The following is an 18,393-nucleotide window of genomic DNA, read 5'->3' on the forward strand; positions in this document are numbered from 1 at the left end:
AGCAGGCTCGCTCCCACATTGGATTTGCAGCGTACTCAAGACCTGTGGGAGCGAGCCTGCTCGCGAAGGCCGCGCCACACATTTAATGGCCCATAAGCCAATGCTGATGCGGGCCGGGAAGGGTCCACAGGCCAAACAGGATCACCAGCAAGCCACCCGCCATGCGCACGCTGCGTTTGCGCAAGATCGCGGTCACCCGCTCAGCCGCCAGTCCGGTGGCGAGCAGCACCGGCCAGGTGCCGAGGCCGAAAGCGAGCATCAGCAACGCACTGTCCAGCGCATTGCCCTGACTCGCGCTCCACAGCAAGGTGCTGTAAACCAGTCCGCACGGCAGCCACCCCCACAGCGCACCGAGCAGCAAGGCACGCGGCAGGCTGGAAACCGGCAGCAAACGATTCGCCACGGGTTGAATAAAACGCCACAAGCCACGCCCGAGCGCTTCGATACGGGTGAGCCCGCTCCACCAGCCGGCCAGGTACAAACCCATGGCGATCAGCAGCAACCCGGCCAGCACGCGCATGAACAGCGCCGCCGGGCTGTTGGCGACTGCCCAGCCGGCCAGACCGATGAGCAGTCCCGCCGTGGCATAACTGAGAATCCGCCCGAGGTTGTACGCCAGTAACAGGCGAAAGCGCCGGCTGCGCTGCTCCTTGGGGATCGCCAGGGTCAGCGCGCCCATCAGGCCGCCGCACATGCCCAGACAGTGGCCGCCACCAAGCAGGCCGAGGATCAGCGCCGAGACCAGCAGCGGCGCCAGTTCAAGCATGGGGTGGCGCCTTGTCGTCCGGTTTGCCGGCGTTGGCTTCGTCCACCGCAGCGGTATGGTTGGGGTCCTGATCGTCAAAAAGGATGCTGTGTGCCGGGCCGTCGAGGTCGTCGTACTGACCGCTGTCCACCGCCCAGAAGAAGATGTACACGGCGATGGCGACGATGAGCAAGGCAGCGGGAATCATCACATAGAGAGCTGGCATCGGTAACTCCAGGCCCGCGCGGCTCAGGCCGGCAGCGGGCGGGTTTGGGTCGGGCTGCCGGCGGCCGGCGCGCTCGGCAGACGAGTCAGGCGCAGGGCGTTGAGCACCACGGTCAGCGAACTGATCGACATGCCGACCGCCGCCCACACCGGAGTGATCCAGCCGAGGGCGGCGAACGGCAACATGAGGCCATTGTACAGCGCCGCCCACAGCAGGTTTTCGATGATTACCCGGCGCGTGCGTCGCGCCAGCGTGAAGGCTTGCACCAGAGCGTCAAGGCGATTGGACAGCAACACTGCATCGGCGCTGGTTTTCGCCAGATCGGTGGCCGAGCCCATGGCCACGCTGATATCGGCCGCAGCCAGCACCGGCACGTCGTTGACGCCGTCACCGAGCATCAACACTTTGCGACCTTCGCGATGAAGTTGCTGCAGCACTTGCAGTTTGTCATCGGGGCGCAAGCCGCCACGGGCCTCGTCGATGCCCAGTTCGGCGGCGACACTGGCGACCATCGGCGAACTGTCGCCGGACAACAGCAAGGTGCGCCAGCCCCGCGCTTTGCAGGCCGCGAGCAGGGCGGGGGCATCGTCACGCAGGCGATCGTCGAGGACGAACCATGCCAGCGGCCCCTGAGTGTCGGCGAGCAGCAACCATTGTCCGGCTTCATCAGGCATTGACGGCAGCGCCGCGCCGCTCAGGGCACAGGCGAACGGCGCCTGACCGATGCGCAAGCGTTGCTCACCGACCACGCCTTCAAGGCCCAGACCGGGTGTGCTGTGCACGTCCTCGGCGGCCAGCGGCGCGCGACCGAAAGCGCGGGCGATCGGGTGTTCCGAGCGGTTTTCCAGCGCAGCGGCAAGGCTCAGGCATTGTTCGCTGTCGAGCGCGCCGAGCGGGCGAATCGAGCGCAGCACCAAGCGACCTTCAGTGAGCGTGCCGGTCTTGTCGAAAATCACCGTGTCGATCTGGTTCAAGCCTTCCAGCACATGGCCGCGGGTCAGCAGCAGGCCGAGTTTGTGCAGGGTGCCGGTGGCGGCGGTGAGGGCGGTCGGCGTCGCCAGCGACAGCGCGCACGGGCAGGTCGCCACCAGCATGGCGAGGACGATCCAGAACGCCCGTGAAGAATCCAGTTGCCACCACAGCACGCCGATCACTGCTGCGGCAATCAGCGACAGCAGCAGGAACCATTGCGCGGCGCGGTCGGCGATTTCGGCCAGACGCGGTTTCTCCGCCTGAGCGCGGTCGAGCAGGCGCACGATCGCGGAGAGACGCGTGTCCTGTCCCAGCGCCTGCACTTGCACGGTCAATGCGCCTTCGACGTTAAGTGTCCCCGCTGTTACCGCATCGCCCAGCGTGCGTGGCTGTGGCAGGTATTCGCCAGTCAGCAGCGATTCGTCGATGCTCGACTGACCGTCGATGATCTTGCCGTCAGCCGGCAGAATCGAGCCCGGCTGCACCAGAATCCGCTCGCCCACACGCAACTCGCTGAGCAGGATGCGTTCGCTCTGGCCATCGCTATCCAGGCGCAGGCACGAGGCCGGTAACAGGTTGACCAATTGCGCGGTGGCGGCAGCGGTGCGTTCGCGGGCGCGGCGTTCCAGATAACGCCCGGCGAGCAAAAACAGCGCGAACATGCCGACCGCATCGAAGTACAGCTCGCCGACCCCGGTAATCGACGTCCAGATCCCGGCGATGTAAGCGCTGCCGATCGCCAGTGAAACAGAAACGTCCATGGTCAAGTGGCGCGTACGCAAATCGCGCATCGCGCCTTTGAAGAACGGCGCGCAGCTGTAGAACACGATCGGTGTGGTCAGAAACAGCGCGACCCAGCGCAGGATCGTCTGCAGCTCGGGACTGAGGTCGATGTTGAATTCCGGCCAGGTGGCCATGGTCGCCATCATCGCCTGAAACCACAGCAACCCGGCGACGCCGAGCTGGCGCAGGGCCAGGCGATTCTCGCTGGCCAATTGTTCGCTGGCGCGGTCGGCCTGGTACGGGTGGGCGGCGTAACCGATGTGGCGCAGCTCGGCGAGGATCTGGCTCAGCGGCAATTGTGCGTCGGCCCAGCGCACATGCAGGCGATGGTTGGACAGGTTCAACCGCGCTTCGGCGACGGCGGGCAGGGTGCGCAGGTGTTTCTCGATCAGCCAGCCGCAAGCGGCGCAACTGATGCCTTCCATCAACAAGGTGGTTTCAGCCAGATCGCCTTCGTGGCGCACGAAGGGCTGCTGCACGTCGGCGCGGTCGTACAGCGCCAGTTCATCAGTCAGTTGCACCGGCAGCGCCTCGGGATTGGCCGACGCTTCGCTGCGATGCTGGTAATAGCTTTCCAGACCACCGGCGACGATGGCTTCGGCTACCGCCTGACAGCCCGGGCAGCAGAACTCGCGGGCCTGCCCGAGGACGACGGCGGTGAAGCGGCTGCCGGACGGGACGGGCAGGGCGCAGTGGTAGCAGGGAACTGGGGTGGTCATGGCATTGATGAGGGTATGAGCCCTTGCATTGGGGGTGTTCGCTTGCCCTCACCCCAGCCCTCTCCCGGAGGGAGAGGGAGCCGATCGGTGTAAGCCTGAAGAGCGGCTTCAGTCGCTGACATTGTCACTGTCATACGCCCCGCTTCCAAGCAACCGAGATCAGTCCCCTCGCCCTCCGGGAGAGGGCTAGGGTGAGGGGCTCTTGATTTTGATTCACTTCTTCAGGTCTTCCGCACCCTGCAGTGGCTCATCCCCCAGCAGCAGTTCCTTGTCATGGCTGACCAGCTCTTCTTCAAACATGCGCCACACGTGCTCGTCCTGGCTGCCGAGCAACTCGACAAAGCGCCGCCCTTCGACCTTGTCGCTTAGCTGGCCGATGTAGCGCCCGCTCTCGCCGCCACTGCGGGTCAAAACAATCTTGCGATCCTTTTCCGGCTGGGTCGGCGAGATCAGGTTCAGTTCCAGGGTTTGCGGCTGGCTGTCACCGTTCAAGCGCAGATCGACTTCACCGGTCACATCATCCAGATGCACCGCCGCACGCAGCTTCAGGGTTTGCGCCAGCAGCTCGCGATCCAGTGAACGGTTGATGCCTTTGCCCGCCTCGTAGTAGTTGTCGTTGACCAAGTTGTCCGGGTTGTTCACCGCGATGGTCACCATCGACAGGGTCAAGGCCACCGAGCAGGCCAGAATCGCGATGATGATCCACGGCCAGAGGTGCTTGTACCAGGGACTTGCGGCGTTTGCAGCGGGCATGTTCAAAATTCTCTCAACGGATTTGTGGGCCGATGAATCGGCTCTTGGCTTCAACGTGGACGCTTTCGTCATCGGCATCCTTGAGGATGAATTTCACCTCGTTGGTGCTCGATGGCAGTTGTTCCGGTGCGCTCGACAACTCGACCGGCATGCTGACGATATCCCCGGCGGCAACCTTGATCTCGCGCTTGCCTTGCAGGCGCAGGTCCGGCAGACCCTCGGCTTGCAGCAGGTAAGTGTGGTCGCGCTGATCCTTGTTCATGATCTTCAGGCTGTAGACGTTTTCGATCCGGCCTTCAGCGTTTTCGCGGTACAGCACGCGGTCTTTGCTGACGTCGAAGCCGACCAGCGAACGCATGAAGAACGCAGCGACCAACAGGCTGATCATCGCCAGCAGCACCAAGGCGTAGCCGATCAGGCGCGGTCGCAGTTTATGGGTTTTCTGCCCGGAGAGGTTGTGTTCGGTGGTGTAGCTGATCAGCCCGCGCGGGTAATCCATCTTGTCCATGATGCTGTCGCAAGCGTCGATGCACGCCGCGCAGCCGATGCATTCGATCTGCAGGCCATCGCGGATGTCGATGCCGGTCGGGCAGACCTGCACGCACATCGTGCAGTCGATGCAATCGCCCAGCCCCAGGGCTTTGTAGTCGATGCCTTTCTTGCGCGGCCCACGGCTTTCGCCACGGCGCGGGTCGTAGGAAACAATCAGCGTGTCCTTGTCGAACATCACGCTCTGGAAGCGCGCATACGGGCACATGTATATGCACACCTGCTCACGCAACCAACCGGCATTGCCGTACGTGGCGAGGGTGAAAAAACCGACCCAGAAATACGACCAGCCATCGGCCTGGCCGGTGAAGAACTCGATGACCAGTTCGCGGATCGGCGAGAAGTAGCCGACAAAGGTCATGCCGGTGACAAAACCGATCAGCAGCCACAGCGAGTGCTTGGCCAGTTTGCGCAGGAATTTGTTGGCGCTCATCGGCGCCTTGTCGAGCTTGATGCGCTGGTTTCGGTCGCCTTCGGTGACCTTTTCGCACCACATGAAAATCCACGTCCACACGCTCTGCGGGCAGGTATACCCGCACCAGACGCGCCCGGCATAGACAGTGATGAAGAACAGGCCGAACGCGGCAATGATCAACAGGCCCGAGAGCAGGATGAAATCCTGTGGCCAGAAAGTCGCGCCGAAGATGAAGAACTTGCGCTCCGGCAGGTTCCACCACACCGCCTGATGACCGCCCCAGTTCAGCCACACCGTGCCGAAATACAGCAGAAACAACGCCGCACCGCCGAGCATCCGCAGATTGCGGAACAGGCCGGTGAAAGCCCGGGTGTAGATTTTTTCTCGTGAGGCATAAAGATCGACGCTGTTGTTCGCGTTCTTGCTCGGTGGCGTGACGTCGTGTACCGGAATCTGATTGCTCATCATTGCATCCCACGGCAGTGGAAAAATGCCTCGGTCGATACGTGCCAACCGAGGTCAAAAAGGCTGTTGCAGTAGCGCGATGATACGCCTGCCGCTCTGGCTCAAGGGTGCGACCTTTGGTCGCGTTGGGTAAAAAATGCGGATGGTGTAGCGATTGCGCAAAAGCCTGACGCAGATCAATTGACTTGTTGAGTATGGACGCTTTTGCCGAAGTGGCTAGTTCATCCTTTCAATTGTTTGTTCACGCCACTGCCGTTGATTTCGCAAGTTGAATAACACCCGTGATTGTTTTCGTCCAGGCGACAACTCAGGCCGGACGCTACGGGTTTCTATTGATTGGTATGTTGTAAGTTGTTGGGTCTGAAATATATTCACTCGATTGTTGTAGGTGAAGGCTTTGAAGTTTTCGCTGTATTCGAATAAGTTCTGTTCGCGCGAAACTTCTTTTGCGTACCGAAAATTAATTGAAATGGAATTTCAAGCATGGCTTTGAATAAATTCATGAGCATCTTTATGGGTGCTTTTCTGGTAGCTTCGGCTATTACCGCTCAGGCTACAACTGGCATGCCGAAACATATGGTCTTTGCTTCGGATACTCAATATCCGTGGACAGACAAGACCGATATCCGCGAACCCGAGTCGGATTCAGAATTCACGGCGCGCTCGAAATGGCTGATTGAAACCCAACTTGCAAGCATTGCCGAATTCAGAAATCAACACGGCTCTCAGCGCAGGTTCCTTTGATGATCAATGGCGATATAACCGCTTTTGGTCATGGCTGGCAGCGCTCGTTCATGAAGGATTCGCTGAACAGGCACTTCAAGGGTGAATATCTTTACGGCTTGGGCAATCACGACTATGAAAACAATGTTGATGATTGCTTTACCAATAACTGTGCTGCAGGAAGTATTGTCGAGTTCAAAGAACATCATGCAGGTAAAGTCGATAACTTTGATCTGAAAATCACTGACGGTTTTCTGAGCAAGACGTATGCCGGTAGCCTCGCCTATTCGAAAAATATCGGCGAAGTGCATATGGTTCAGCTCAATAACGAGCCGACCTACACCACCCGGATTGCTCATCCGTTGAACCCGACGACGTTCGAAATCAACGACGCACTGGACTGGCTCGAGACCGATCTGCGACTGGCGCGAGCGTCGGGCTACGCCATCATTATCAATATGCATAAACCCTTGCGGCACCAGGGCAGCCCCGAGCAGAAGAAGCGTTTCCATGACATGGTCAACAAGTACCAGGTGACGGCCATTTTCGCCGGCCACCTGCATACCGAGGGAGGAAGTTCCTACTGGGAAGGCAGCGTCCCCATGTATCTCAGCGGAAGCACCTCTCAGCAAACCTACCTGACTGCGAATTTCACCGAGGATCGCAAGCAGTTGCAGGTCTATCTGGTGAAGAACAACCAGTGGCGTGAGCGGACGCTGATCGATACCACGGTCGTGCATTCAATCTTTGCCCAACGCCCGTGAAAAAAGCCCCGCCGGTGATATGGCGGGGTGTTCAGCAGTCAGTTATTGGCAGCGATCCATGGGTTGATCACATTGACGCCGCTGAGTTGGAAGTCCGCAATGTTGCGAGTTACCAGCGTAAGCCCGTGCACAAGCGCGGTGGCGGCGATCAAGGCGTCGCATTCACTGCTGCGGTCGGGAACATGCAATCGTGCGCACCGGGTGGCGACGCTGGTATCGACAGGCAGGATTCTTCCAGAGAACGCCGGTTTGACGTGATGTTCCAGCCAGTTGCGCAGCAGCTGGCCTTGTGAACGGTCACGACGTTCGATACGCAGGACGCCCGTTTCCAGTTCCAGCACAGTGATTGCGGATAGATACAGGCTGGCAGGGGAAACGCTGTTTGCCCATTTCACCACATGCCTGTCGGCTTGGTTTTTCCGCAACTCGGAAACTACATTGGTATCCAGTAGAAACATCAGGAAAGGTCGACGCTGCGAGGATTGATGACAGCGCGCTCGGGTTCGAATTCGATTTCAAGCGCATTCGGCATCGCCAGCAGCTCAACGATGCTGGTCTCGCAACCGGTCAGTTTCTGGTACTCCTCAATGCTGAGCAATACGTGGGCAGGCCTGCCTCGGTCAGTAATGATTACTGGACCTTGACGCGTGGCTTTTTTGGCTGCACTGGTGTCCTGATTGAACTCGCGGCTGGAAATGGTGGTGATGGCCATCATGTTTGGCCTCCAGAAATTCTGATGTAGGAACGTTACTATTTTGAGGTTTTCATCGCAATCGGAAAGGCAGGTCGGGGACGATCGGTTTGTCAATTTCATAAGGGCACCGGCGAAGGCGCCTCCCGCCAAGGCGTGAGGCACTGGATACAGGGCGTAAATTCGGTGTTTTTGCTGCCCTTGTCAGAGCAATCTACCGCCGCCGAGGCCGTCGAGTCCGCCACCGTCGCCGGGGCTGTTCATGGTTTTCTGCGACACCACGAGTAACGGTTTCACAGATGTTGGTTCGAACCCTGCCCTATGGGTAGAGCCGGGTTGAGGCTGATTTTGCAGTGCGCTTTGGTGATCTTTCGACATTGGGCTTCATCCTTGAAGTGGACCCGATATGGATTATCGGGGCGAAAAAAACCTACCGTGCATCGCAGCTCAGGTCCATTGAGCAAGCGTTTCGAATCATGAATGCCAGCATGAAAAAAGGCCCCGCCAATTCCCATTGGCGGGGCCTTTTTTGCTTCAAGCGTTGGCCTTACTCAGCCTTCGCCTCCGGTGCTTTTTCACCGTGAGACAGGCTGTAAACATACGCCGCCAGCAGGTGCACCTTGTCATTGCCCTGCAGTTGTTCCTGCGCAGGCATCTGGCCCTGACGACCGTAACGGATGGTCTGCTGCAGTTGCGCGAAGCTCGAGCCGTAGATGAATGCGCCCGGATGGGTCAGGTCGGGCGCACCCATGGCCGGCGTGCCTTTGCCGGCAGGGCCGTGGCAAGCCACGCAGTTGGCGGCGAAGAGTTTCTGGCCGTTGGCCGGGTCGGCCTTGGTGCCTTCCGGCAATTTACGGCCGTCGAGATTGGTCACCACGTAAGCAGCCACATCGGCCACGCCTTGCTCACCGATCACTTCCGCCCACGCCGGCATCACCGCGTGGCGGCCGCCCATGATGGTGGTCTTGATGGTTTCCGGCTCACCGCCCCAGCGCCAGTCGGCGTCGGTCAGGTTGGGGAAGCCATAGGCGCCCTTGGCGTCGGAACCGTGGCACACCGAGCAGTTGGACGCGAACAGACGGCCGCCCATCTTCAGTGCTTGCGGATCCTTGGCGACTTCCTCGATCGGCATCGCCGCGAACTTGGCGAAAATCGGACCGAAGCGCGCGTCCGAACGGGCCATTTCCTTTTCCCACTCGTGGACGCCGGTCCAGCCAGTCTGGCCGTTGGCGAACGCGGTCTGTTTCTCGGTATCCAGATAGTTGTAGCCCGGCAGCAGACCTTTCCAGTTGCCCAGACCCGGGTACAGCACCAGGTAGCCCAGAGCGAACACGATAGTGCCGACGAACAGCATGAACCACCATTTCGGCAGCGGGTTGTCGTACTCCTCGATCCCGTCGAAGGAGTGGCCGACCGTCTCGTCCGTCTGTTCGCTGCGTTGGCCCTTGCGGGTCGACAGCAGCAGCCAGGTCAGGGCGAAGATCGTACCGAGACTGAGGACTGTGACGTACAGACTCCAGAATGTAGTCATTCTTTGTTACTCCTAGAAGCTTGCTCGACGTGCTTGATGGCTTCGGGATCATCCGCAAAAGGCAGCATGGTCGCGTCGTCAAACTCCGACTTGCGCTTGGGGCTGAACACCCACAAGGCCAGACCGATGAAGGCCACCATCACGACCACGGTGCCCAGGCCTCGAATCATCCCGATATCCATCAGATTCACCGTTTGCTTTTGATGATGGTGCCCAGGCCTTGCAGATAGGCCACCAGCGCGTCCATTTCGGTTTTGCCCTTCACGGCATCCTGTGAACCGGCGATGTCTTCGTCGGTGTACGGCACGCCGAGGGTGCGCAAGACTTCCATTTTTTTCGCGGTTTCCTTGCCGTCGAGCTTGTTTTCCACGAGGAACGGGTAAGCCGGCATTTTCGACTCGGGGACCACGTTGCGCGGGTTGTACAAGTGCGCACGCTGCCAGTCATCGGAGTAACGACCGCCCACACGGGCCAGATCCGGGCCGGTACGTTTGGAGCCCCACAGGAACGGGTGGTCCCAGACGCTTTCACCGGCGACCGAATAGTGGCCATAGCGTTCAGTTTCAGCGCGGAACGGGCGGATCATCTGCGAGTGGCAGCCGACACAACCGTTGGCGATGTAGACGTCGCGGCCTTCCAGTTCCAGCGCCGAACGTGGCTTCATGCCCTCGACCGGCTTGTTGGTGACGTCCTGGAAGAACAGCGGAACAATTTGGGTCAGGCCACCGACGCTGACGGCGATGACCATGAAGAAGGCCAGCAGGCCAATATTCTTCTCGACAGCTTCATGCTTCATCAGTGAGCTCCAACGACGGCAATCTTGGCGGCGGCTTCGGCTTCAACCGGATCCGACGCACGGACAGTGCGGTACACGTTGTAAGCCATCAGCAGCATGCCGCTGGCAAAGAAAGCACCGCCCAGCGCGCGGACGATGAAGCCCGGGTGGCTGGCCTGCAGCGCTTCGACGAACGAGTAGGTGAGGGTGCCGTCATCGTTGATTGCACGCCACATCAGGCCTTGGGTGATGCCGTTGACCCACATCGACGCGATGTAGAGCACGGTGCCGATAGTGGCAAGCCAGAAGTGCGCATTGATCAGCCCGGTGCTGTGCATCTGCGCGCGGCCGAACAGTTTCGGGATCATGTGGTAGATCGCGCCGATCGAGATCATCGCTACCCAACCGAGGGCGCCGGCGTGTACGTGGCCGATGGTCCAGTCGGTGTAGTGCGAGAGCGAGTTGACGGTCTTGATCGCCATCATCGGCCCTTCGAAGGTCGACATGCCGTAGAACGCCAGCGACACCACGAGGAAGCGCAGGATCGGGTCGGTGCGCAACTTATGCCAGGCGCCCGACAGGGTCATCATGCCGTTGATCATGCCGCCCCAGCTTGGCGCCAGCAGAATTATCGACATCGCCATGCCCAGCGATTGTGCCCAGTCCGGCAGGGCGGTGTAGTGCAGGTGGTGCGGGCCGGCCCAGATGTACAGGGTGATCAGCGCCCAGAAGTGCACGATCGACAGACGATAGGAATAGATCGGGCGTTCGGCCTGTTTCGGCACGAAGTAGTACATCATCCCGAGGAAACCGGTGGTCAGGAAGAAGCCCACCGCGTTGTGGCCATACCACCACTGGATCATCGCGTCAGTGGCACCGGAGTAAGCCGAATACGACTTGAACAGGCTGACCGGCAGCGACATGTGGTTGACGATGTGCAGCATCGCGGTGACAACGATGAACGCGCCGTAGAACCAGTTGCCGACGTAGATGTGCTTGGTTTTGCGCTTGGTGATGGTGCCGAAGAACACCAGACCGTAAGTGACCCAGACAATTGCCAGCAGAATCGCGATCGGCCATTCCAGCTCGGCGTATTCCTTGGTGGTGGTGTAACCCAGCGGCAAGGTAATGATTGCGCCGACGATGACCGCTTGCCAGCCCCAGAAGGTGAAGGCCGCGAGGCTGTCGGAAATCAGTCGCGTCTGGCAGGTTCGCTGCACGACATAGTAGGAAGTGGCAAACAGTGCACAACCGCCGAAGGCGAAAATCACCAGGTTTGTGTGCAACGGGCGCAAGCGTCCAAAGCTCGTCCACGGCAGACCGAAGTTCAGTTCCGGCCAGACCAGTTGCGAGGCGATGAAGACACCGAGCCCCATGCCAAGGATCCCCCAGACCACCGTCATGATGGCGAACTGGCGGACTACCTTATAGTTATAAGCAGTCGGACTGATTGCTGTGCTCATTCTAAGGTTCCACGGTTTGGGTATTTTTATAGGGATAAAATCGGCCGCAAGTATGTATAAAGCAGGGGGTCATTGCAACGCGCCATGACCTGGGTCAATGCTTTCCAACGCTGATTCTGCGGCCTTTCCATGCGCCGCGTAGGGTCAAAAATGGCCTCTGACAAAATGTCGCAGGCGCGTAAAAAGCTCGCAATCCGGATCGCCGTCAACGATGCCCGTTCACAGGTCGTGATCGGGAAATTGCGGGCAATCGGCGCAACAGCCGTTATCTACCTGCGTTTGCGGCGAATCCATCAACCGGTTCACGGCGCGCATCGTTCGGGATTGATCTGGAAACCTACTTCAGCCGGTCCGCTTCGATGAAGCGTAGACCCGAATCCGGGGTTCCGAAAGGAGAGGATCCAAGGGGTGCGACAATGCGTCGCAAAGGGGCGGGAAACTGCCGCAGCGAGAAAGCTGCGGCAGTGGTGTACGCAATTGCTATTTCTTGTTGTCTTCAGTTATCAGTATTTCTGTGTTCAATCCGTGGCTCAGGCTGTACACATAAGCGGCTAGCAATTGCACTTTATCGTTGCCCAGCAATTCGTTCTGCGCTGGCATATGCCCCTGACGACCATGGCGAATGGTCTGCTCCAGTTGGGTCAGGCTGGTGCCATAAATGAAGCCGGCCGGGTGGGTAAGATTCGGTGCGCCCATGGCAGGGGTGCCTTGGCCAGTTGCGCCGTGGCAAGCCACGCACGTGGTGCTGAACGCCTGCTGTCCGGCTTGCAGGTCTGCCTTGCTGTCGGCGGGTAGCGGCAGGCCGGCGAGTTCGTGGCGCACGTAGGCGGCAACGTTTTTCACCCCGGCCTCACCGAGCACTTCGCCCCAGGCCGGCATGGCCGCCATGCGGCCGCCCATGATGGTGGTCTTGATCGTCTCGGCATCGCCGCCCCAGCGCCAGTCGCTGTCGGCGAGGTTAGGGAAGCCGAACGCGCCCTTGGCATCCGAGCCGTGGCACACCGAGCAATTGGAGGCGAACAGACGACCACCCATTTTCAGCGCCTGCGGATCCTTGGCCACTTCTTCCAGCGGCATCGCCGCGAATTTGGCGAAGATCGGACCGAACCGGGCGTCCGCCTTGTTCATTTCCTTTTCCCATTCGTGCACGCCGGTCCAGCCATCCTCATAGCCGGGCAGGATGCCTTTCCAGTTGCCCAGGCCCGGATAGAGAATCAGATAACCCACCGAGAACACCAACGTGCCGGCGAACAGCATGAACCACCACTGCGGAAGCGGATTGTCGTACTCCTCGATGCCGTCGAAGCTGTGGCCCATGGTCTGGTCGACGCTGCCCTTGGTCTCGCCCCGGCGCGTGCCGATCAGCAGCCACGTCAGGCCGATCAGGCTGCCGATGGTCAGTACGCAGATCCACGTACTCCAGAAGGTGGTCATGGCCGGGTACTCCTTGTTTCAGGTGCTTGGGTAGTGTCGGGTTGCGGTTCATCGGCGAACGGCAGCAGACGTGCTTCGGCAAACTCCGGGGTGCGCTTGCGGTTGAACACCCAAAGCGTCAAACCGACGAAGGCGACGAACACCACGACCGTGCCGAGACCGCGAATCAGGCCTGCACTCATTTCAATGACCATGGCTCACCTCTTGCTCTTGATTGCAGTGCCGAGCACTTGCAGATAGGAAACGAGGGCGTCCATTTCGGTTTTGCCCTTGAGGCTGGCGACTGCGCCGCTGATGTCGTCATCGGTATACGGCACGCCGAGGGTACGCATGGTTTTGAGCTTGGTTTCGGTGTGGCTGCTGTCGACCGCTTGGGTGACCAGCCACGGGTAGGCCGGCATCTTCGACTCCGGCACGACGTTGCGCGGGTTGTACAAGTGCGCGCGGTGCCAGTCATCCGAGTAGCGCGCGCCAACCCGGGCGAGGTCCGGCCCGGTACGTTTCGAACCCCACAGGAACGGGTGATCCCAGACGCTTTCACCGGCCACCGAGTAGTGCCCGTAGCGTTCGGTTTCGGCGCGGAACGGACGGATCATCTGCGAGTGGCAACCGACGCAGCCTTCGCGGATGTAGATGTCGCGACCTTCCAGTTGCAGCGCGGTATAGGGCTTCATGCCCTCCACCGGTTTGTTGGTGACGTCCTGGAAGAACAGCGGGACGATCTGGGTCAGGCCGCCAATGCTCACGGCGAACACCATCAACAGCATCAGCAGGCCGACGTTCTTTTCAATCGTTTCGTGTTTCATGGCGGACTCCTCAGGCCATCTGCGCGGCAGCGACGACGTCGGCAGGCTGCGAGGCCCGCACGGTGCGCCAGGTGTTGTAAGCCATCAGCAACATGCCGCTTAAGAAAATCGCCCCGCCGATCAGCCGCACGACAAAGCCCGGATGGCTGGCCACCAGGGTTTCGACGAAGGAGTAAGTCAGCGTGCCGTCCTCGTTGACCGCGCGCCACATCAGGCCCTGGGCGATGCCGTTGACCCACATCGAGGCGATGTAGAGCACGGTGCCGATGGTCGCCAGCCAGAAGTGCGCGTTGATCAGGCCGACGCTGTGCATCTGCGCTTTGCCGAAGATTTTCGGGATCATGTGGTACAGCGCGCCGATCGAGATCATCGCCACCCAGCCGAGTGCGCCGGCGTGTACGTGGCCGATGGTCCAGTCGGTGTAGTGGGAGAGGGCGTTGACAGTCTTGATGGCCATCATCGGACCTTCGAAGGTCGACATGCCGTAGAACGCCAGCGACACCACGAGGAAGCGCAGGATCGGGTCGCTGCGCAACTTATGCCAGGCGCCGGAGAGGGTCATCATGCCGTTGATCATGCCGCCCCAGCTCGGTGCCAGCAGGATCAGCGACATCACCATGCCCAGTGACTGTGCCCAGTCCGGCAGCGCGGTGTAGTGCAAGTGGTGCGGGCCGGCCCAGATGTACAGGGTGATCAAGGCCCAGAAGTGCACGATCGACAGGCGATACGAGTACACCGGACGCTCGGCCTGTTTCGGCACGAAGTAATACATCATGCCGAGGAAACCGGCGGTGAGGAAAAAGCCCACAGCGTTGTGGCCGTACCACCACTGCACCATGGCGTCGGTTGCACCTGCGTACACCGAGTAGGACTTGGTGAAACTCACCGGCAACTCAAGGTTGTTGACGATGTGCAGGATCGCCACGGTGATGATGAACGCGCCGAAGAACCAGTTGCCCACATAGATGTGCTTGGTCTTGCGCTGCATGATCGTGCCGAAGAACACGATCGCGTAGGCGACCCAGACGATGGTGATCAGGATGTCGATCGGCCATTCCAGTTCGGCGTATTCCTTGGAGCTGGTGTAACCCAGCGGCAGGCTGATCGCCGCCAGCAGGATCACCAGTTGCCAGCCCCAGAAGCAGAACGCGGCGATTTGCGGCGCGAACAATTGCGTCTGGCAGGTGCGTTGCACCGAATAGAAAGAGCTGGCGAACAGCGCGCAGCCACCGAAGGCGAAGATCACCGCGTTGGTGTGCAGCGGGCGCAGACGGCCGAAACTGGTCCAGGGCAAATTGAAGTTGAGTTCCGGCCAGACCAATTGCGCCGCGAGAAAAACCCCGAGGCCCATGCCGACGATGCCCCACACCACCGTCATAATGGCGAATTGGCGGACCACCTTGTAGTTGTAGGCGGTACTGATAGAAGTGTTCATGGTTCCCCATCCACGGTTCAGCCGAAGTGAGCGCGCGCAAACGACGCGAATCCTTCGCCTGGAGTTATAGGCAGACTAAAAGCGAGGCAAGCATGGACAAACAGCACAAGGCCAGTATTGACGGGGATCAATGGGCGCAGTGTGTGCTCGATCATGGGTGGCTGTGGGATGCCGCTGTTGGTGAGGCTTCGGCAACGCTGATTCTGGCGCACGGGGCGGGGGCGCCGATGGATAGCGACTGGATGAACGACATGGCTGGGCGCCTTGCCGGGCTTGGGGTCAACGTGTTGCGCTTTGAGTTTCCGTATATGGCGCAGCGGCGGGTGGATGGGGTTAAGCGGCCGCCGAATCCTGCGCCGAAACTGTTGGATTGCTGGCGGGAGGTGTTTGCGGTTGTGCGGCGTCATGTCGCTGGGGTTTTGGCTGTTGGCGGCAAGTCGATGGGCGGGCGGATGGCGAGTCTGGTGGCGGATGAGTTGGGGGTGGATGCGTTGGTGTGTCTGGGGTATCCGTTTTATGCGGTGGGGAAGCCGGAGAAGCCTCGGGTTGAGCATTTGGCTGGTTTGAAGACTCGGACGTTGATTGTGCAGGGGGAGCGGGATGCACTGGGGAATCGCGAGGCGGTTGAGGGGTATTCGTTAGCGCCGGGGATTGAGGTGTTTTGGTTGGTGGCGGGGGATCATGATTTGAAGCCGCTCAAGGCTTCTGGCTTTGCGCATTCCGATCATTTGGCGGGTGCTGCGCAGAAGGTGGCTGAATTTCTCGGTGACTGATTTTGAGCCGGGCCGGGATTTTGCGTTGCATGAAGACCTGCTCCCTTTCCCCCTCGCCCCCTTGGGGGAGAGGGTTGGGGTGAGGGGGCTAGCTTTTGATCTTGCTCTTGGGGGCATATCCGTTGATTCGGGAGCTGCGGCTGGCGGTTTCGCCTGACGGCGACTTACTTTTTTACAAGCGCCTAAAAAAGTAAGCAAAAAACGCTAGCTCCTGCGTTCGGCCCTCGCAGGCTCGGGTCCCTTCGCTCCGGGATCGATCCGGGCGCAGCGGCTCCGGTTTGCTTCGCTGCACCTCCTTCCGCTGTGTCTGGCTGCGCCAGACGGTCGCTGCGCTCCCACGCCCGGATCAATCCCTCCACTCAGCCTTCCGACGTCGCCGGTGGATCAAGATCAAGAGCACTCGAGCTTGCGCTCATTGTTGAGTGGTGCGGCTTCGCCGCGGGCAGCTGCGCTGCCTTGCTTTTCTGTGGGAGCGAGCCTGCTCGCGAAGGCGGCCTTAAAGCCGACCTGATTCTTGCGGTTGTACCCAGTCCAACTGTAGGAGTGAGCCTGCTCGCGATGGCGGTCTCCCAGTCGACCAATCTCTACCGTTTGGACCAAATCCCTGTGGGAGCTGGCTTGCCAGCGATGGCGGCCTCCAAGCCGACCAATCCTCACTGACGTAGCCGATCCAAATGTGGGAGCGAGCCTGCTCGCGAAGGCGGCCTGACAGCCGACCTGATTCTTCCTGATGTACACCGCGCTCCTTGGAGAAGTGAGCCAGCTCGCGATGGCGGTCTCCCAGTCGACCAATCTCTACCGTTTGGACCAAATCCCTGTGGGAGCTGGCTTGCCAGCGATGGCGGCCTCCAAGCCGACCAATCCCTCACTGATGTACCCGATCCAAATGTGGGAGCGAGCCTGCTCGCGAAAGCTCCCTTCCAGACGACATCAAACCACCTGCCTGTCAGAGGCAATCTCTGAACTTAAACATCATCAAATACCAATGTTTAAACTACACGACCCGTTACGCCATCCCGGCTACAACTCCTTGCGCCATTGCCTACGCCTACGCCAGAATCCGCCGGCTTACGCGTCTAGGCGGCGGGCTATATCGTTTGTCTGTCACTGAGAAACAGTGATGGGGTTTGGTAGCCCGCGTCGAAACCGTTGTATAGCGTCACCGTATGCAGTCCCGTTTCGGGGCTCGACTTTTATGGTGGGCATGCGTGGGGCTCCTTTGTGAGCGCCGGGTTTCCTGTTTCGACCGGTCTACCAACCTGCGTATGACCACCACCTTTCGTTTGGTAGCGAGGGTGTTGGCTCCCAATATTCGAAACCGGAGTACGCCCATGTTCAAAGTCACCCCCAACCCGCCACCCCCCACGACCGCGCTCTCGATCCGCAAAAAATCCAGGAAGCCACCGACCGCGCCCTCGATTACTACCTCAAACCCGAAGATCTGGCCGCTCCACCAAGCTCTCCAAAATATCGCCCGGTCTATGTCGTGGACCCCACGCTGGATGACGAAACCCTGTTGGTCGAGGCCTGCGAGTCGCTTTCATACGCGCATGCCATGGCCGGTAACATCGCCAACTCGATAGGCGGCCCGGAACGCAAACCACTGCTGGCGCTGCAACAGGTGATCATGCTCAACGAACTGTTGGTCAATCGACTGCTGGATAAGCTGAAGTTGCCTCAATAATTTCGCTGGCTGTTATGGCCTCTTCGCGAGCAGGCTCGCTCCCACAGGGGATTGGTGTCTGGCACCTAATCTGTGATCAGCGCAGATCCAGTGTGGGAGTGAGCCTGTTCGCGAAGCGCCATACGGCTAAAAGGGCGGGGATGCAATCTGATCGAAACGTTGTCGCGAAAAATCACAAATCATCCCTAAGCAAGTTGAAAGTACCTATAGGCTGCGTTCGGTATCCATGGCTTTTGAACTTTGCTTCAAATGTACCTTTAGCAATCCCCTTGGTGGGATGGATGTCGATAGTGACCGTGGCTTCATCAGCATCAACATAAGTAAATCCATAAAACCCAGAGGGTCCAGGTGACGAGTGGCCGTGCTGGAATGTCAGCCCGTCTTCTAACGTATAAGTTTTATGGAACGGGGCGTCACTGGTATAGGGGATCGAGAAAGAGTAGAGAAAGATGTTCTTCTCCTCCAGCGTTCCTGTAGATCCTGAGATTGACCAGCTCTTTTCGCCCGTCGGAATAAAATGACGTAGTTCAAAAGAAATTATAGTGGCCGTGGTTTCAGGGTTGGTGCCGAATTGCCAAGTGAAAACATTAGACTGTTTTGGAATGGCACCTGGTTTTGGGATGAGGATGCTATGTTTGCTCATTTTTTAGCTCCTTGGTCATATCGTGATAATGAAAACCATCTGTT

General features: G+C 59.4%; 18 protein-coding genes and 2 pseudogenes. 4 read left to right on the plus strand and 16 right to left on the minus strand.

Annotation, left to right across the window (positions count from 1 at the left end):
* Window positions 1-82 precede the first annotated feature (82 nt).
* The 5 genes from PSH90_RS09225 to ccoG form a co-directional block, all read right to left on the minus strand.
* Entirely contained in the window at window positions 83-766 is a 684-nt protein-coding gene (locus PSH90_RS09225; protein ID WP_041479091.1) for a sulfite exporter TauE/SafE family protein, read from the minus strand.
* Window positions 759-971: a cbb3-type cytochrome oxidase assembly protein CcoS gene (ccoS, locus tag PSH90_RS09230; protein WP_039763029.1), complete on the minus strand. Its 213-nt coding sequence runs from the start codon at window positions 969-971 to the stop codon at window positions 759-761. The genes PSH90_RS09225 and ccoS overlap by 8 nt, the downstream gene beginning before the upstream one ends.
* Window positions 972-994: 23 nt before the next feature.
* Entirely contained in the window at window positions 995-3,445 is a 2,451-nt protein-coding gene (locus tag PSH90_RS09235; protein ID WP_305382559.1) for a heavy metal translocating P-type ATPase, read from the minus strand.
* A gap of 213 nt (window positions 3,446-3,658) precedes the next feature.
* The gene (locus PSH90_RS09240) at window positions 3,659-4,198 is read right to left on the minus strand and encodes a FixH family protein (protein ID WP_305382561.1); all 540 of its coding nucleotides are present in this window, start codon (window positions 4,196-4,198) and stop codon (window positions 3,659-3,661) included.
* A gap of 13 nt (window positions 4,199-4,211) precedes the next feature.
* Window positions 4,212-5,627, minus strand: coding sequence for a cytochrome c oxidase accessory protein CcoG (gene ccoG, locus PSH90_RS09245; RefSeq protein WP_305382563.1), 1,416 nt, complete (start codon window positions 5,625-5,627; stop codon window positions 4,212-4,214).
* Window positions 5,628-6,110: 483 nt separating this feature from the next.
* On the opposite strand from ccoG, the pseudogene PSH90_RS09250 reads away from it, so the two are divergent.
* Window positions 6,111-7,114 (plus strand): annotated as a pseudogene (locus PSH90_RS09250) (metallophosphoesterase).
* A gap of 38 nt (window positions 7,115-7,152) precedes the next feature.
* Here PSH90_RS09250 and PSH90_RS09255 read toward each other — a convergent pair.
* The 6 genes from PSH90_RS09255 to ccoN (PSH90_RS09280) form a co-directional block, all read right to left on the minus strand.
* Window positions 7,153-7,572: a type II toxin-antitoxin system VapC family toxin gene (locus PSH90_RS09255; protein WP_305382565.1), complete on the minus strand. Its 420-nt coding sequence runs from the start codon at window positions 7,570-7,572 to the stop codon at window positions 7,153-7,155.
* The gene (locus tag PSH90_RS09260) at window positions 7,572-7,826 is read right to left on the minus strand and encodes a type II toxin-antitoxin system Phd/YefM family antitoxin (RefSeq protein ID WP_041479165.1); all 255 of its coding nucleotides are present in this window, start codon (window positions 7,824-7,826) and stop codon (window positions 7,572-7,574) included. Before PSH90_RS09260 ends, PSH90_RS09255 begins: the two co-directional genes overlap by 1 nt.
* Before the next feature lie 526 nt (window positions 7,827-8,352).
* Window positions 8,353-9,336, minus strand: coding sequence for a cytochrome-c oxidase, cbb3-type subunit III (gene ccoP / locus PSH90_RS09265; protein ID WP_150635810.1), 984 nt, complete (start codon window positions 9,334-9,336; stop codon window positions 8,353-8,355).
* Window positions 9,333-9,518 carry a CcoQ/FixQ family Cbb3-type cytochrome c oxidase assembly chaperone gene (locus PSH90_RS09270; RefSeq protein WP_016775513.1) on the minus strand — a complete coding sequence of 62 codons (186 nt, stop codon included), beginning with the start codon at window positions 9,516-9,518 and terminating at the stop codon, window positions 9,333-9,335. The genes ccoP (PSH90_RS09265) and PSH90_RS09270 overlap by 4 nt, the downstream gene beginning before the upstream one ends.
* Before the next feature lie 5 nt (window positions 9,519-9,523).
* A complete protein-coding gene (gene ccoO, locus PSH90_RS09275) occupies window positions 9,524-10,132 on the minus strand; it encodes a cytochrome-c oxidase, cbb3-type subunit II (RefSeq protein ID WP_305382566.1) in 609 nt (202 codons plus the stop codon).
* Window positions 10,132-11,574 carry a cytochrome-c oxidase, cbb3-type subunit I gene (ccoN, locus tag PSH90_RS09280; RefSeq protein ID WP_024012334.1) on the minus strand — a complete coding sequence of 481 codons (1,443 nt, stop codon included), beginning with the start codon at window positions 11,572-11,574 and terminating at the stop codon, window positions 10,132-10,134. The genes ccoO (PSH90_RS09275) and ccoN (PSH90_RS09280) overlap by 1 nt, the downstream gene beginning before the upstream one ends.
* Window positions 11,575-11,724: 150 nt before the next feature.
* Here ccoN (PSH90_RS09280) and PSH90_RS09285 point away from each other — a divergent pair, with 150 nt between their 5' ends.
* On the plus strand, window positions 11,725-11,937 hold the full coding sequence (locus tag PSH90_RS09285; RefSeq protein ID WP_256810866.1) for a hypothetical protein: 213 nt from the start codon (window positions 11,725-11,727) through the stop codon (window positions 11,935-11,937).
* Window positions 11,938-12,054: 117 nt separating this feature from the next.
* Here PSH90_RS09285 and ccoP (PSH90_RS09290) read toward each other — a convergent pair whose 3' ends face one another.
* The 4 genes from ccoP (PSH90_RS09290) to ccoN (PSH90_RS09305) are packed head-to-tail and all read right to left on the minus strand — an operon-like array spanning window position 12,055 to window position 15,249.
* Entirely contained in the window at window positions 12,055-13,008 is a 954-nt protein-coding gene (ccoP, locus tag PSH90_RS09290; RefSeq protein WP_256810864.1) for a cytochrome-c oxidase, cbb3-type subunit III, read from the minus strand.
* Window positions 13,005-13,202 carry a cbb3-type cytochrome c oxidase subunit 3 gene (locus PSH90_RS09295; RefSeq protein WP_042608410.1) on the minus strand — a complete coding sequence of 66 codons (198 nt, stop codon included), beginning with the start codon at window positions 13,200-13,202 and terminating at the stop codon, window positions 13,005-13,007. The genes ccoP (PSH90_RS09290) and PSH90_RS09295 overlap by 4 nt, the downstream gene beginning before the upstream one ends.
* Before the next feature lie 3 nt (window positions 13,203-13,205).
* A complete protein-coding gene (ccoO, locus tag PSH90_RS09300) occupies window positions 13,206-13,814 on the minus strand; it encodes a cytochrome-c oxidase, cbb3-type subunit II (protein WP_003223389.1) in 609 nt (202 codons plus the stop codon).
* Between the two features lie 10 nt (window positions 13,815-13,824).
* Entirely contained in the window at window positions 13,825-15,249 is a 1,425-nt protein-coding gene (ccoN, locus tag PSH90_RS09305; RefSeq protein WP_024012337.1) for a cytochrome-c oxidase, cbb3-type subunit I, read from the minus strand.
* 92 nt (window positions 15,250-15,341) lie between these two features.
* Here ccoN (PSH90_RS09305) and PSH90_RS09310 point away from each other — a divergent pair, with 92 nt between their 5' ends.
* Complete coding sequence (locus PSH90_RS09310; protein ID WP_150741401.1) at window positions 15,342-16,022, plus strand: alpha/beta family hydrolase; 681 nt, start codon at window positions 15,342-15,344, stop codon at window positions 16,020-16,022.
* A gap of 1,331 nt (window positions 16,023-17,353) precedes the next feature.
* Window positions 17,354-17,706 (plus strand): annotated as a pseudogene (locus tag PSH90_RS09315) (hypothetical protein).
* A gap of 172 nt (window positions 17,707-17,878) precedes the next feature.
* Here the strand turns inward: PSH90_RS09315 and PSH90_RS09320 are convergent.
* Entirely contained in the window at window positions 17,879-18,349 is a 471-nt protein-coding gene (locus PSH90_RS09320) for a hypothetical protein (RefSeq protein WP_305382568.1), read from the minus strand.
* Window positions 18,350-18,393: the final 44 nt, after the last annotated feature.

Source organism: Pseudomonas sp. FP1762, from assembly GCF_030687105.1.
GTDB classification, from domain to species: Bacteria; Pseudomonadota; Gammaproteobacteria; order Pseudomonadales; family Pseudomonadaceae; genus Aquipseudomonas; species Aquipseudomonas siliginis.